Origin of the sequence: Arthrobacter sp. ov118, from assembly GCF_900116495.1 — a bacterium.
Taxonomy (GTDB): Bacteria; Actinomycetota; Actinomycetes; order Actinomycetales; family Micrococcaceae; genus Arthrobacter.
This window is the reverse complement of record NZ_FPAY01000004.1, coordinates 90,569-105,511: the sequence shown is the minus strand read 5'-3', so window position 1 is coordinate 105,511 and position 14,943 is coordinate 90,569. Positions and strand designations below refer to the sequence as shown.

Below are 14,943 nucleotides of genomic sequence, written 5' to 3'. Positions count from 1 at the left end.
CTTAGGGTCCGGACTTGGTAGTTGAAGGTGACGGCGAAGGTGTTGTGGCCGGAACCTCGGCCAGGTGGTAAGTCACCACGCTGCCGGCGGCCACCTTGCTTCCGGAATCCGGGTCCGAGCTCACGAATGTCCCCGGATCCTGCTTCTTGCTCCGGGGAGTAACGTCCGCTCCCTTGGCCCAGCGCAGTCCGGCGTTCTGGATAGCCTGCTGGACCTCAGCCTCGCTGGCGCCAACGGAAATTGACGGCACCGCCACCAGTTCCGGGCCCTTGGAGTAACTCACGGTGATGGTGGTTCCGGGCTCTACCGAACCGGAGGGGTCAATGTTGGTGACGGTTCCGGGTGTGGCGTCATTGAAGACTTCTTCCCCCTTGACCCCCAGCCCCTTGCCAATCAGTTCGCTGCGGACCTCGTTGTAGGGGCGGCCCAGGTAGGCGTCCGGGATCAGGTTGACGGCTGCCGGGGTGGACTCGGTGGGCGTCGCCGAGCTGGCGGTGGGGGTGGGTGTCGCCGACGCGGACGCGGACGACGCCGACGGGGTGGCGCTGCTCGGCTTCGCGCTGCTGGAGGGGGCAATGCTGGTTGCCGGTGCCTGGGAGGGAAAGAGGTTACCGGCTTGGCTCAGGACCACGCCGGCCAGGGCGAAGACCACCAGCAGGATCAGGGCAATCAGCGGCCAGGTCCACGGGCTGCGCTTGCGGCGCTGCGGCTCCTCTTCCGGCTCGTCATACTCCGGCTCCTCCTCGTCCTGGACCCAGGTGCGCTCGGCCGCCAGGGCATCCGCGCGGTTCAGCGCGTTGCGTGCCCCGTAACCGCTGGCCGCAGCCGCGCCGGCCGCCAGGCCTGCCGCAGCGCCGGCACCGGCGGCGCCGAGGACGGGTAGCGCGGAGGTTGCCGACGTCGACTTGTCCGCCGCGGCGGCGGAGCCGATAACGCTGGTGGCGGCCGTGGGGACATTGACGGGGGCCGTGATGGGTCCGGTTGACGCATCGAAAAGAAGCATCCCCGGGACCGCCGCGTGGGCCGCGGCAATGTCACCATTGCGGATGGCCTCCGCCGCCTCGGACAGCTTGATGGCGTCGGCAGGACGGTTCTTGGGATCCTTGGCCAGCATGGACATCAGGAGGGCCCGGACGGGCCGGGGCAGCGACTCCGGAAGCGGCGGCGGCGCGTCGTTGACCTGGGCCAGGGCGATGGCGATCTGGGATTCACCGGAGAACGGCCGGTGGCCCGTTAGGCACTCATAGCCGATGACGCCAAGCGAGTAGATGTCCGAGGCTCCGGTGGCGGTCTGCCCCGTGGCCTGCTCGGGTGCCAGATACTGGGCCGTCCCCATCACCTGGCCGGTCTGGGTCAGGGGAACCTGGTCGGCCAAACGGGCGATGCCGAAGTCGGTGACCTTGACACGGCCGTCAGGGGTGATGAGAAGGTTGCCCGGCTTTACGTCGCGGTGCACAAGGCCCTGGGCGTGGGCGACGGCGAGGGCGCGCGCCGTCTGGGCCATGATGGAAAGGGTCCGGTCCGGCGAGAGCACCTGTTCGTGTTCGATGATGCTGCTCAGGGGCTGGCCGGGAACAAGTTCCATGACGAGGTAGGCTGAGCCCTCTTCCTCGCCGTAGTCGAAGACGTTGGCGATGCCCACGTGGTTCAGAAGCGCTGTATGGCGTGCCTCGGCCCGGAACCGCTGCAAGAACCCGGGATCGCCCGTGTATTCCTCCTTGAGCACCTTGATGGCGACGATGCGGCCAAGGATCAGGTCTTTGGCCTTCCAGACTTCTCCCATGCCGCCGATCGCTATGCGCGTGGTCAGCTGGAACCTGCCGCCGAGGGTGATTCCTGAAGTAGGCCTCACTTATTCAACACCGCCTCAAAAATCTTCTTCGCGTTCGGACTGGTTAAGTTTGCGCCGGTGGTGATGTCTACGCCTTCCATGACGATGGTGACAGCCACCTGCGGGTCATTCGCCGGGGCAAACCCGGTAAACCATGAGTTGTTCAGGCCATCGCCGAGTTCCGCGGTACCGGTTTTGCCGGCCACCTGCACACCGGGGACGGCCGCCCGGCCGGCGATGCCGTCGTCGACAACGCTGACCATCCACTCGTTAATCTGGCGCGCGATCTCCGGGCTGGTGGACGTGCGCAGGGCCTGGGGCTTCGGCTCGCTGATGGCCCGCAGGTCCGGGGAGCGCACGGTCTTGATCAGGTTCGGCTGCATCTGCACGCCGTCGTTGGCAATCGCGGCCGTCATCGTGTTGATCTGGAGCGGGGTTGCCCGGACGTCCCGCTGGCCGATCGAGGACTGCGCCAGCCCGGCGTCGTCCAGCGGATCCGTCGGGAAGAAGCTCGGAGCGGAGTCCAGCTTGAGCTGGTCGCCGAAGTCCTGCCCGAAACCGAACTTCTCCGCCTGGTCGGCAATGGCCTGCTGCTTCAGGTCCAAAGCGATGCTGGCGAACGGCGTGTTGCACGACTGCTGGAGGGCGAAGGCGAACGACGCCGTGCTGCGGGTGTAGCAGTTGCCTCCGGCATAGTTGGGGAGCTTGTAGTCGATGCCGGGGAAGGGCATCTCCGCCGGGTTGGGCAGGACGCTGTCCTTGTTGTATTTGCCCGAGTTCAGGGCAGCGGCCGTGTCGATGAGCTTGAACACCGATCCGGGGGCCAGCAACGCGCCGGTGGGGCCGCTGACGTTCTGATTCAGATTGATCCCGGGGATCTGGTTCAGCTCAGTGTAATTTGCCTGCTCGGCCGCTGGGTCCTGGGTGGCAATCAGGTTCGGGTCGTAGGACGGTTTGGAGACCATGGCCAGGACGGCGCCCGTCTTCGGGTTGGTGACCACGATGGAGCCGCGTTGGCCGTCCGGGATGAGGTCGTAGGCCAGCTTTTGGATCTTCGGGTCCAGCGTCAGTTCCACGGACGCGCCCTTGGGCTGGTTGCCGAGGAACAGCTGGCCCACGCGGTCCAGGAACTGCTGGTCCGAACTGCCGGCCAGGACGTCGTTCATCGACTTCTCAAGTCCGGTGAGGCCGTAGTTCTTGGAGAAGTATCCGGTGATGCCGGCGTAGAGCTCCGGCTGGGAGTAGGTCCGCTGGAATTTGCAGCTCTCCGTGGCCGGCACGGATTCTGCAACCGGCGTGCCGCCGACAATGATGGCCCCGCGGTCGTTGCAGTAATTCTGCAAGATGGCGCGCCGGTTCCAGGCATTGGCTTTAAGCTCGTCGGCGCCCACCACCTGGACATAGCTGAGCGCACCGAAAACCAGCACGAACATCGCGATGGCGGCGAGCCACGAGTTGCGGATGGCCTGGTTCACAGCTGCTTCACCGCCTCGGTGGGTGCGTCGGTACTGGTTGGGGGAGCGGGGGACTTGGCCGGTCTCGCCGGGAGGTCCTTGTGGAGGCCCGGTTCCTGGCCGGGCGGCAGCGGCGTCGTATCCACCGGGCCGCGTGCCGTGTGCGAAATCATCAGCAGCAGGCCCACGATGATCCAGTTCGCCAGCAGCGAGGATCCGCCGGCGGCGAGGAACGGCGTGGTGAGTCCCGTGAGCGGGATCAGGCGGGTAACGCCACCAATCACCACAAAGCACTGCAGCGCGACCGCGAAGGAGAGCCCGGTGGCGAGCAGCTTGCCGAAGGCGTCGCGGGTGCCCAGTGCGGCGCGGAAACCGCGGGTGAACAGCAGCAGGTACATCAGGACGATCGCGAAGACGCCGATCAGCCCGAGCTCCTCGCCGAAGGAGGCAATGATCATGTCGCTGTTGGCGAAGGGGACGAGATTGGGGCGTCCCTGGCCGAGGCCGGTGCCCACGAGGCCGCCGCTGGCCATGCCGAAGAGGCCTTCGACGATTTGCAGGCTGCCGCCGAACTGCCGGCCGTAAACCTCATCGGTGAAGGCGTTGAGCCAGCCGTCGATCCGCAAGGCGACGTGCGAGAACACGCGGGCGGCCACGAAGCCGCCCACCGCGATCAGGACCAGGCCGATGATGACCCAGCTGATGCGGCTGGTGGCGACGTAGATCATGACGAGGAATAGCCCGAAGAACAGGATTGAGGAGCCGAGATCCCGCTGGAAGACCAGCACCCCGATGCTGACGAGCCAAGCTGTGATCATGGGACCCATGTCCTTGAACCGCGGGAACTGCAGCGGGCCGATCTTGCGGCCCGCCAGCAGGATCAGGTCCCGGTTCGAGGACAGATAGCCGGCAAAGAAGATGGCCAGCGTAATCTTGGCTATTTCACCGGGCTGGAAGGTCATGGAACCGATCTTGATCCAGACGCTCGCGCCCAGCACTTCACCGGCCGAGATTCCGGGGACCAGCGGCAGGATCAGGAGCACGGCACTGATCGCCAGGCAGATGTAAGTGAATCGGCGCAGGATGCGGTGGTCCTTGAGGAACCAAATGACCGCGATCGCGACCGCCATGGCAACCAAAGTCCATCGGAGCTGATTGTTGCCGGTGTCTTCGCCCACCCGGTCGAGCCGGTGAATCATGGCAAGCCCCAGCCCATTGAGGGCGACCACCAGCGGAAGCATTACCGGATCGGCATATTTGGCGCGGATCCGCAACACTACGTGGAAGGCCAGGGCCGCCGCTGCCAGGAGGCCGGACTGGAACCAGAAGTCAGTGTCGAAGGCCTTTTGCCGGTCAACGCCCACGAGCGCCTGGGCGCCGATTCCGACCGCGAGGGCCAGGACCAGCAGGACCAGCTCTACGTTCCGTCGCGGCCGGGCCACGGGATCGATGGGTGTCATTTGGCCACCTCGCAGGTCGTTGTCGGGGTGGCGGAGGGCGAAGGCTTTGCCGCTCCGGAGGACGCCGCGGCGCCGGGGGTCGCCTTCGTGGTCGCCGTCGGGCTTGCGCCGGCCTTGGCACTTGGGCTGGCCGTCGCGGTGGCGGTGGCCTTGGCGCTTGGGCTGGCCGTCGCGCTTGCGGTGGCGCCCTTAGCGCTTGGGCTGGCCGTCGGTGTGGGGGTTGGCGTGAGACACTCGTCCGCCGGCGCGGTTGTGCCGGTGAGCTCAAGGTTCTTGACGATCCGCTGCGCGTCATAGAGATCACGGGCGGGCACGGTCTGACGCACCCGCTGCTGCGAAAATTCGGGAAGGTCGGACATCTTGATGTCAGTCACCGCTTCGAGGGTTGAAAGCTGAATGGGCCCGAGCTGCTGGGAAACCCCGTTGAAGATGGCCACGTGCTGGTCATGCTCGCCGATGTAGTAGCGCGTCTGGGTCCAGGCGTAGCCGATCCACAGTCCCACTGCGAGCAGCGCGACGATGGCGGCGGCAATCGACACCGTCAGCCACCGGCGCGGCCGCCCGGCGGCCTTGAACTCGTCGTCGTCTCGGGCCTGCTCGGACTTGTGCGTCAGGACAGTTGCGGCTCGCCGGGCCACGGTGCGTCCGGCGATTGACGGAATGGACCCTGATTCCGCGGCTGCGACGGCAGCTCCGACCAGTTCGTGAGGGCGGCGGGAAAGTTCGTCGCGCAGGACTTCAGCGGAGAGATGTTCGCCCAGATGCGGGTCGGTGCTGGTCTCGGGCTCCTTGCCGCCGGCAGGCTTGTCGGCTACCTTGCCGTCGCCGGCCGAACCCGGCCCCGGGGCGCCCGGGTTTCCCGCCGTCGCGGCGGCTGCGGACGCGGCGGTGTTGCCAGCGTCGTTTTTGGCGCCTGCCTCACCTGTGGTCCCTGTCTCGCCGGAGGGCTTCTCAGCACGGACCGGGCTGCCGGTCACGGGTCCGGCAGAAGCCGCGGGAGCCGACGGCGCGACGGCAGGGGTTGCCGGCGGGGCGACGACGTCGACGGCGGCGGTCCGGACGTCGTCGGGCGTCTGCTCGGCGATGTCCAGCACTACGACGGTCACGTTATCCGGGGCGCCCGCCTCCAGGGTCAGCTCAATCAGCAGGTCAGCGCATTCGTTCCGGTCCTGCGTCTCCCGCACCGTGCGCTCCACGACGTGGCCCGCCACATAATTCAAGCCGTCCGAGCACAGCAGCCAGCGTTCCCCTGGCTGGACGGCCAGGGTATCGAGGTCCAGCTCCGGGCTGGCATCGACGTCGCCCAACACGCGCATGAGGACGTTCTTGTGCGGATGAGTTTCGGCCTCTTCGGGGCGCAGCCGGCCTTCGTCGATGAGCCGCTGGACGAACGTGTGGTCAATGCTGACCTGTTCGTATTCACCGTTGCGCAGCCGGTAGGCGCGGGAGTCGCCGATGTGGGCGAAGTGCAGCTTGCCCTCGGCCAGCAGCAGGGCCGTGACCGTGGTGCCCATCCCGGCGAGCTTGGGATTGATGTGGACCAGCTCGGACAGCAGGGAATTGGCCGTCTGGATCTCGTCCGCGAGGACGGTGCCGGCGTCGCCGTCGTAGTCATCGTGATCCAGGTGGATCATGTCCAGGACGGTTGCGGCGGAGGCGACATCGCCGCCGGCGTGCCCGCCCATGCCGTCGGCGACGACGGCGAGGTGCCGGCCAACGTAGGCGGAGTCGTCATTCTTGGCGCGCACGCGGCCGACGTGTGAACGCGCGGCGTAGCGCATGATGAGCGGCCGCTTCGGGGCAGTTGTAACGCCTTCGGCCCTGTCGGCGGGAAGATCCGGGGCAGGCACCGCTACGGCCTCAATTCGATGACCGTCTTGCCGATTCTCACGGGGACGCCCAGCTCCACCGGGAGTGCCCGCGTCAGCTGCTGCTCTGCCAGGTAAGTGCCATTAGTGGATCCGAGGTCCTCGATGAACCAGCGGCTCCCCTGTGGAAACAGGCGGGCATGGCGTCCCGAGGCATAGTCGTCCTCCAAGACCAGTGTGGCCTCCTGGGCCCGGCCGAGGAGGATCGGGCTTGCCGCGAGGGGGAGAGTGGTGCCCTTGAGCGGCCCCTCGGTCACGACGAGCTGACGGGCCTGCTGTTTGACGGGCGCCGGCGGGGATTCGGCGAGGGAGGGGTTCCTGCGCACCTCCCGGGCCGTAGGGGCCCCGGCGGCCGCCTTGCGCCCGATCATCAGATCGCGGCGCATGGCGGAGACGATGCCGAAGATCAGCACCCACAGAAGAATTAGGAACCCGAAACGCAGGGCCGTGATAGTCAGTTCGCTCATGCGCGGCCGCCTGTGTGGGCGGGCAGTAGACGGAAGATGATTTTGGTTCGTCCCATCATGATCGTGGCGCCGTCGGTGAGTTCCGAACTGCCCACGACCTTTTGGCCGTTGACATAGCTGCCGTTCGTGGAGCCGAGATCGATCGCCTGCGCTGAACCCGGTCCCGTCCGGATTTCCAAATGGCGGCGTGAAACACCGGTGTCGTCAATGAGGATGTCTGCGTCCGAGGACCGTCCGAGGACGATCGACGGGGCATTCAGCGAGTAGCGCTGACCGTCGATGTCCAGCACGGGTTGCAATTGCGCCGGCTGGCGCGTCGGAGCCGCCGGCACATTGCTGTGAACCGCCTGCGGGGCCGGAACGGAAGGCGCGGAGGCTTTTTCGGTCCGCGAAGTGATATCAAAATTCCCGGCACGGTGCTCTTCGTCCCGGCGGAAACTAATCCGGACCGGCCCTTGGAGGGTGTAGCCCTGGCTCCGGACGTGGTTGATGACAACATCGCACAGTTCTTCCGCCAGCGGTGTTCCCCACTCTTGGGCGCGGTGGAAATCATCGCTGCTGAGGAGCACATCAAAAACGTTGGGGGCCAGCGTGCGTCCGACGGCGATCGTCAGGGCCTTGTTGTCCACTTCGCTGCGGAGGCGGCTCGCGATTTCCACGGGCTCAACTTCGGCGCGTGAACCGGTGGAGAAGACGCCGCGGACGGCCTTTTCGATGCCGCGCTCGACTTTGTCCAGCAATCCCATGGTCCCTCTCCTTTCCTGATGGCTGCTGGGCAGCAGTCGTTCTGGAACTCGGTTTCCAACGTTTGCGAGCCCGCTGTGCGCGGACACTCTTACATCAGATACTACTGGCCGTCTCTGGGAATGGCCTCAATGGACGCTGCGGGACCAGCACCGGGACGGACGCTGACCGAGCGCTGACGTGGGCGGACATCGCGTGCCGACGCCGCCGCAGGCCCTGCCCGTGGGGCCGCCAACAGGTCGGTAAGGACCGGAACATCTCCGAGAAAAAGGAGGGCGCCGCCGTCGATTGGTGTTTTCCGGCAATTGTCCGTTATGCTTGATCTCGCTGCTTTTACGAGGTTGGCGGTCCGGGAAACCGGCCCTCTTCCGGGGTGAAAGAAGTTGCGCGCGAGTGGCGGAACGGCAGACGCGCTGGCTTCAGGTGCCAGTGTCCGAAAGGGCGTGGGGGTTCAAATCCCCCCTCGCGCACGCAAATGAAAGAACCCCGGTCTTCGGACCGGGGTTCTTTTGTTTAGCTGCCTGCTTTAACACAGTCGGCATCCGAAAGGTTGCGGGCGTAGGAAAAATATATAGACCAGTCTATTATCTCGTTTATGACAAAGAGCTCTCAGGGCGTCAAAGGCGCCGCTACGCGGCAACGGATCATCAAGTCGACACTGGCACTGTTTCAGAAGCAGGGGTATTACGGGACAGGGCTGATGTCGATCGTGGAGGCAGCTGGCGCGCCCAAAGGATCCGTCTACTTCCATTTCCCCCGCGGCAAGGAGGAAATCGCCGGTGAAGCGGTGGCCCTTGCTGAGAAGGAGTTCTCCGCCCTGATCACTGAAGCGGCCGCAAGTGCGACCTCGCCCGCAGCGGTCGTCGAGGCGATCATCGAAGCCCTGGCCTCCATGCTGGAAGAGGGCGACTTTCGCGTCGGGTGCCCTGTATCGGTGGTCACCCTCGAAGCTGCCGGATCGAGCGAACCGCTGCGGCAAGCGTGCGCCGCAGCTTATGACGCCTGGCAACAGCCCATCGCCGCCCTTCTGGATGCCAATGGCTGGCAGCAGGAGCAGTCCCGGTCGGTCGCCTCCTCGATGGTGAGCTTGGTGGAAGGCGCCATGATTACGTCCCGCGCCCGCCGCAGCGTCGCCCCGCTGCGGGACGCCGGACGGACGATTGAATTGCTGCTGTCCGTGCGGGGAGGGGGCAACCATTCATGAGGCGGATCGCTAACAGGCATGTAGTGGTTTTCGGCGGTACCGGCTTTATTGGCCGCTGGGTGGTGAAAGTCCTTCTGGGGCAGGGAGCCTCCGTGACCGCGGCCGTGCGCAGTCCCTCCGCAGGAGCTCAACTCATCGCATGGCTGGACGCCCACAGCGTGCGTCAAGAGCGGCTGGCCCTTTTAGACGTCGACCTGTCCATGGACGGCATCAATCTGGTGCCGGCCGCGGTCAAGGAATTGGGGCAGAATGCAGATACGGATGTCATCAATGTGGCCGGCGCCTATGCCTTCGGAATGAGCACAGCCGAGGCCCGCGCCGCCAATGTCGATACATCTCGGCGAATAGTCGAGTTCGCCGCCCGGCTTCCGAGTATTCGGCGGCTTGTCCACGTGTCGGGCTATCGGGTGGGTGGGCAGGATCCGTCCTCCGTGCCCTGGTCCGAGGAAAAGCGCCGGCGCGAATACAGCCGGCTCGGAGCCTACGAGGCTTCAAAGATGGAGAGCGATGCAGTGGTCCAGGCGATGGCCCTCGATCTCGGAATTGCGCTCACGGTCGTGAACCCGGCTTCCGTGATAGGTGACTCGGTGACCGGCGAATCACCGCAGGTCCTCGGCCTGGCCACTACTGTCCGTGATCTGTGGGACGGCAGGCTCGCGGCAATTCCCGGTGACAGATCCACGTTCCTCCCCGTCGTTACCGTCGACTATCTCGCCGGGTTCATTGCCCTAGTTCCGACGGTTGAGGAGACGCGCGGCCAGTCGTACTGGGTGCTCGACGACGGCACCCCGCCATTGGGCGAATTGCTGACCTTGGTAGGAGAACACTTGGGTGTCCGCGTTCCCCGGTTGCGGATTCCGGTCGGTCTCGTGAGAAGCCTCCCTTCTTGGCTTACCCGCGCCGATCCGGAGACCCTGAGCTTCCTATCCTCTGACCGCTATCCGGCCGGCCCGGCCATCGAGCTCGCCCGCGGCCGCGGACTTCACCTACCGGATGTGAGAGTGGCGCTGAAGCGTTGGGCAGACCACATTGTGACGAACAAATAACTGAGAACTGCTGTCGCGCCTCAACCCGGCGGGGGTAATGACATCAGGAAGGTGCCCCGCCCTCTAGGCCGCCCGCAGCGCCCCGAGTCCGGTCAGGAGTGCCTCGAGCCCCAGGCGGAAGGCGGCGTCGGCCGGTTTTTCATGGGTGTCCTCGGCCTGGCGCCGGACGGCGGACGTGAAGTGCGGGGTTGCCTCGGCCATGGTGCCGGAATCGAAGATGTCCGCCGGTGCCGTGGCGTCGTAGGCGGAGCCAAAGATAAAGGACTCGAACGCCACGATGGCCGGGATGATCCGTTCCTGCGGAAAACCTGCGCGGCTGAAGCCCGCACTGACTGCCTCGTACATCGCCAGCGTCTTGGGCGCGTCGGCCACGGGCAGCACTGCGATGACGGGGATCAGCGGCGTGTGCTTGGAGAACACATCACGGTAGCTCCAGGCCCAGTCCCGCACAGCCTGTTCCCAAGGCCCGGCCTCGAAGGCGGTGACGTCCACGAACGAGGTCAGGTGGTCCTGTACGAGGACCAGCACGTCCCGCTTGGAAGAAACGTGGTTGTACAGCGCAGAAGGGGCCACATTGAGCGTCCGGGCCAGCGCGGCCATGGTGAAGCCGTCGTAGCCGCTCTTGCCGATCAGCTGCAGGGCCGCGGTGGTGATGCCGTCCTGGTCCAGGACGGCAGCCGCAGGCCGGCCGACGCGGCGGCGCGGCATGGCTGACGCGCCAATCGGATCGGCGGGGGCGCTGGTTGGTGCCGGCATTGCTGGCCTTTCTTCGCTTGGCTGGCGGTTTCCGGGGTTCTCCCATTCTGCCCCTACTCTACGGCCGAAATTCTTCGGCACCGGGTCTTCCCCCAGCGGGAAGGAAAGGTCTATCATTCTAAATGAACGACATTCATTTAGTGGTCCGCCTCACTCTTCAGCGGCCACGGGGAGGACATCATGCTTGAACTGGACCGCGACGTCGTCATCGCAGGGGCGGGCCCTTCGGGCCTGACCGCAGCCCGCGAATTGAAGAAGGCCGGACTGAGTGTGGCGGTGCTCGAAGCGCGGGACCGCGTGGGCGGCAGGACCTGGACCGACACGATTGACGGTGCCATGCTCGAAATCGGCGGCCAGTGGGTTTCACCGGATCAGACGGCCCTGCTGGCCCTCATCGAGGAGCTCGGATTGCAGACTTACTCCCGCTACCGGGACGGCGAATCCGTCTACATCGGCGCCGACGGCAAGCACACCCTGTACACGGGCGAGACGTTCCCCGTCAGTGAAACCACCGCCGTCGAAATGGACAAGCTCACCACCCTGCTGGACGCCTTGGCCGCGGAGATCGGCCCCGAGGAGCCGTGGGCACATCCCAAGGCGCGCGAGCTGGACACCGTCTCCTTCCACCACTGGCTACGGCAGAACTCAACGGACGAGGAAGCCTGCAACAACATCGGGCTCTTCATCGCCGGCGGCATGCTGACCAAGCCGGCCCACGCCTTCTCCGCCCTGCAAGCTGTCCTGATGGCCGCCTCCGCGGGATCCTTCACCAATCTCACCGATGAGGACTTCATCCTGGACAAGCGGGTTGTCGGCGGGATGCAGCAGGTGTCACTGCTGCAGGCCGCGGAACTGGGCGACGACGTCGTCCTTGACAGTCCGGTCCGCACCATCACCTGGGCCGAAGACGCCGGCGGGGCCCACCGGGTGACCGCTGTGTCCGAACGGGCAACCGTCAACGCCCGGTTCGTCATCATGGCCGTGCCGCCGAACCTTTACTCCCGTGTGTCCTTCAACCCGCCGTTGCCCCGCCGCCAGCACCAGATGCACCAGCACCAGTCGCTCGGCCTGGTCATTAAGGTCCACGCCGTGTACAGCACCCCGTTCTGGCGCGCCGACGGCCTGTCCGGAACCGCCTTCGGCGCCGGCGCTATTGTGCAGGAGGTTTACGACAACACGAACCACGAGGACGCCCGCGGCACCTTGGTGGGCTTCGTCTCGGATGAAAAAGCCGACGCCATGTTCGAGCTCAGCGCCGAGGACCGCCGCCGCGCCATCCTCGAATCAATCGCCGCCTTCCTCGGCCCGAAGGCCCTCGAGCCTGAGGTTTATTACGAGTCCGACTGGGGTTCCGAGGAATGGACCCGGGGAGCCTACGCCGCCAGCTACGACCTCGGCGGACTGCACCGCTACGGCAAGGACCAGCTAAAGCCGGTCGGACCCATTTACTGGTGCTCCTCGGATCTTGCGGCCGAGGGTTACCAGCACGTCGACGGTGCCGTACGGATGGGCCAGATGACTGCGGCCCGGATCGTCACCGCGGCGGACCGCGCGTCCGTCGCCTCGTAGAACCCAGCAGTTCATGCCCGGCAGCGCGGGCTCCCAACAAACCAGAGAGAATCGGCCAAAATGCGGTACGTAGTGGGATACATAGCGAACGCCAGGGGCCACGATGCCGTGAATCTGGCCGTCTCCCTGGCCCGTGGGCGTGGGGCGGCACTGGATCTGGTGGTGGTAGTTCCCGAAGTGCAGCAGTTCGGAGCCGCCCACTCACCCAGAGCCGGATTTGAGAACGCGCTCCAGGAGCAGGCCCAGGAGTGGCTCGACGAGGCGCTGGCGCTGGTGCCGTACGACGTCCCGGCCAAGGTCCACATCCGCACAGGGGATTCGGACGCCCACACGCTGATCGGGGCGGCCGAGGAGCTCGGCGCCGACCTGCTCGTCATCGGGGCAACCAGCGGCGGGATCTTCAAGCGGTTCACGATCGGATCCGTGGCCAGCGCCCTGCTCCACGCCTCGACCGTCCCGGTGGCGCTTGCCCCGCACGGCTACTACCGCCAGGAGGCACTGACCCGGATCAGCTGCGGGCTCGGGAACCGGGCCGGCGCCGAGAAACTGCTCGACTTCGCCGTCGGCATGGCCACCAACCGGGAGGTTCCGCTGCGGGTGGTGTCGCTTCTGGCGCTCGGCGTCGGCGCTGAGGGCGACGCGGCCACGGCTGCCGGCGCGGCCCGGGAGTATGCCGAAAGGCACCTTGCCGCAGCCCTGCCGGCCGGTAAAGCGGAGGTCCGGGCGGAGACGAAGACCGAGGTCGTCGTCGCCCACGGGCGCAGCATCGAGGAAGCCGTGGATCGGCTGGAGTGGGAAGCCGGCGAGGTCTTACTGATTGGCTCCAGCAGGCTTGCCACCAGCCGCTCCATCTTCCTCGGCAGCACCGCCAACCGCATCCTGCGCGCCCTGCCGGTGCCGATGATTGTGGTCCCCAGTGATTACGAACTCAAACAGCTTAACCATTCAGCGTCGAATGACCCGTCCCGAGAGGCACAATCATGAGCACCGAACACGCGATGTCCAGGCCCTCGGGCCCCGGACAGAAGGCCGGACATCAGGCCGGGCAGCGCACCGAAGAGCAGCACGGGCTGAGCGGGAAGGGGCTGAAGGCCGGATCGGTGGGGCTGATTGGCGCCGTCGTGATCGGCATTTCCTGCATCGCGCCGGCCTACACCCTGACGGCGGCCCTGGGCCCCACCGTCTCCGAGGTCGGCGTGCATCTGCCGGCGATCTTCCTGGTCGGCTTCATCCCGATGCTGCTGGTAGCGCTCGGCTACCGCGAGCTGAACAACGCCATGCCCGACGCCGGCACGTCCTTCACCTGGGCCTCGCGGGCGTTTGGCCCGTGGATTGGCTGGATGGGCGGCTGGGGGCTGATTGCCGCGACGATCATCGTGCTCTCGAACCTGGCCGCCGTCGCGGTGGACTTCTTCTACCTGATGCTGGCTCAGCTTTTCGGCAATCCGGAACTGGCCGACCTCACCGCGAACCTGCCGCTGAACATCGCCACGACGCTGGTGTTCATCGCCCTCGCGTGCTGGATTTCCTACCGCGGCATGGAAACCACTAAGTCTGTCCAGTACGTGCTGGTGGGTTTCCAGCTGCTGGTGCTCGGCTGGTTCGCCGTGGCCGCGTTCAGCCACGTCGCCAACGGCACCGCCTTTGACGCCACTGCCATCCAAGCGGACTGGTTCAACCCGTTCGGGGTCGAATCCTTCTCCGCCTTCGCCGCCGGCGTTTCCCTGTCCATCTTCATCTACTGGGGCTGGGACGTCACGCTGACCATGAACGAGGAGACGAAGAACCCGGAGAAAACCCCGGGCCGCGCCGCCACCGTCACGGTGCTGGTCATCGTGATCATCTACATGACCGTCGCCCTGGCCACCCTTTCCTTTGCCGGCGTCGGTGACACCGGACTGGGCGCCGGAAACCCGGAAAACCAGGGCAGCATCTTCGCCGTCCTGGCCGGACCGGTCATGGGGCCGTTCGCCATCCTGATGTCCCTGGCCATCCTGAGCAGCTCGGCCGCGTCCTTGCAGTCCACCTTCGTCTCGCCAGCCCGCACCCTGCTGTCCATGGGCCACTACAAGGCCCTGCCGCAGAAATTCGGAAGGATCAGCCCCACGCACAAGTCGCCGAGCTACGCCACAATCGCCTCCGCTGTGGCTGCCGCGGCGTTCTACGTCATCACCCGCACCACGTCGGAGAACGCACTGTGGGACACCATCACGGCGTTGGGCATGATGATCTGCTTCTACTACGGCATCACCGCCCTGGCCTGCGTCTGGTTCTTCCGCGCCGAGGCGTTCAGGGGTGCGAAGGCGTTCTTCTTCAAGTTCCTCGCCCCCCTCCTGGGCGGTGTCATGCTCCTGGTCATGTTCGTCAAGACCGCCTATGACTCCATGGATCCCGCCTACGGTTCCGGCTCGTCGATCGGCGGCGTGGGCCTGGTCTTCGTCCTCGGCACGGGCGTCATCCTGCTGGGTGTGGTGCTCATGCTGGTCATGGCCAGGATCCGGCCCGAGTTCTTCAAGGGCAGGGTGCTCTCCCGCGGGCACTGAA

12 protein-coding genes and 1 tRNA gene are annotated in these 14,943 nt (G+C 65.8%); 6 read left to right on the top strand and 7 right to left on the bottom strand.

Going from position 1 to position 14,943, the window contains the following annotated elements; all coding sequences use genetic code 11:
* Window position 1: 1 nt before the first annotated feature.
* From BM372_RS10155 to BM372_RS10130, 6 genes are read right to left on the bottom strand one after another with little or no spacing between them, the layout of a single operon-like run.
* Window positions 2-1,852 carry a protein kinase domain-containing protein gene (locus BM372_RS10155; protein ID WP_090954783.1) on the bottom strand — a complete coding sequence of 617 codons (1,851 nt, stop codon included), beginning with the start codon at window positions 1,850-1,852 and terminating at the stop codon, window positions 2-4.
* Entirely contained in the window at window positions 1,849-3,306 is a 1,458-nt protein-coding gene (locus tag BM372_RS10150; protein ID WP_090954781.1) for a peptidoglycan D,D-transpeptidase FtsI family protein, read from the bottom strand. Before BM372_RS10150 ends, BM372_RS10155 begins: the two co-directional genes overlap by 4 nt.
* Complete coding sequence (locus BM372_RS10145) at window positions 3,303-4,745, bottom strand: FtsW/RodA/SpoVE family cell cycle protein (protein ID WP_090954779.1); 1,443 nt, start codon at window positions 4,743-4,745, stop codon at window positions 3,303-3,305. Before BM372_RS10145 ends, BM372_RS10150 begins: the two co-directional genes overlap by 4 nt.
* Window positions 4,742-6,595 (bottom strand): PP2C family protein-serine/threonine phosphatase, encoded by a 1,854-nt coding sequence (locus BM372_RS10140; protein WP_371261720.1) that lies wholly within the window; start codon window positions 6,593-6,595, stop codon window positions 4,742-4,744. Before BM372_RS10140 ends, BM372_RS10145 begins: the two co-directional genes overlap by 4 nt.
* Window positions 6,596-6,597: 2 nt before the next feature.
* A complete protein-coding gene (locus BM372_RS10135) occupies window positions 6,598-7,080 on the bottom strand; it encodes an FHA domain-containing protein FhaB/FipA (protein WP_090954777.1) in 483 nt (160 codons plus the stop codon).
* Window positions 7,077-7,826 carry an FhaA domain-containing protein gene (locus BM372_RS10130; RefSeq protein WP_090954775.1) on the bottom strand — a complete coding sequence of 250 codons (750 nt, stop codon included), beginning with the start codon at window positions 7,824-7,826 and terminating at the stop codon, window positions 7,077-7,079. Before BM372_RS10130 ends, BM372_RS10135 begins: the two co-directional genes overlap by 4 nt.
* 385 nt (window positions 7,827-8,211) lie before the next feature.
* Between BM372_RS10130 and BM372_RS10125 the strand changes: the two genes are divergently transcribed.
* The 3 genes from BM372_RS10125 (at window position 8,212) to BM372_RS10115 (ending at window position 10,074) form a co-directional block, all read left to right on the top strand.
* Window positions 8,212-8,294: transfer RNA gene (locus BM372_RS10125), tRNA-Leu, on the top strand.
* Window positions 8,295-8,419: 125 nt separating this feature from the next.
* Window positions 8,420-9,028 carry a TetR/AcrR family transcriptional regulator gene (locus BM372_RS10120; protein WP_090954774.1) on the top strand — a complete coding sequence of 203 codons (609 nt, stop codon included), beginning with the start codon at window positions 8,420-8,422 and terminating at the stop codon, window positions 9,026-9,028.
* The gene (locus BM372_RS10115) at window positions 9,025-10,074 is read left to right on the top strand and encodes an SDR family oxidoreductase (RefSeq protein WP_256214173.1); all 1,050 of its coding nucleotides are present in this window, start codon (window positions 9,025-9,027) and stop codon (window positions 10,072-10,074) included. Before BM372_RS10120 ends, BM372_RS10115 begins: the two co-directional genes overlap by 4 nt.
* Before the next feature lie 63 nt (window positions 10,075-10,137).
* Here the strand turns inward: BM372_RS10115 and BM372_RS10110 are convergent, their stop codons facing one another.
* On the bottom strand, window positions 10,138-10,830 hold the full coding sequence (locus tag BM372_RS10110; protein ID WP_090954772.1) for a TetR/AcrR family transcriptional regulator: 693 nt from the start codon (window positions 10,828-10,830) through the stop codon (window positions 10,138-10,140).
* Between the two features lie 180 nt (window positions 10,831-11,010).
* Here BM372_RS10110 and BM372_RS10105 point away from each other — a divergent pair, with 180 nt between their 5' ends.
* From BM372_RS10105 to BM372_RS10095, 3 genes are read left to right on the top strand one after another with little or no spacing between them, the layout of a single operon-like run.
* On the top strand, window positions 11,011-12,399 hold the full coding sequence (locus BM372_RS10105) for a flavin monoamine oxidase family protein (protein WP_090954770.1): 1,389 nt from the start codon (window positions 11,011-11,013) through the stop codon (window positions 12,397-12,399).
* Window positions 12,400-12,459: 60 nt separating this feature from the next.
* Window positions 12,460-13,383 (top strand): universal stress protein, encoded by a 924-nt coding sequence (locus BM372_RS10100; RefSeq protein WP_090954768.1) that lies wholly within the window; start codon window positions 12,460-12,462, stop codon window positions 13,381-13,383.
* On the top strand, window positions 13,380-14,942 hold the full coding sequence (locus tag BM372_RS10095; protein WP_256214172.1) for an APC family permease: 1,563 nt from the start codon (window positions 13,380-13,382) through the stop codon (window positions 14,940-14,942). The genes BM372_RS10100 and BM372_RS10095 overlap by 4 nt, the downstream gene beginning before the upstream one ends.
* Window position 14,943 lies beyond the last annotated feature (1 nt).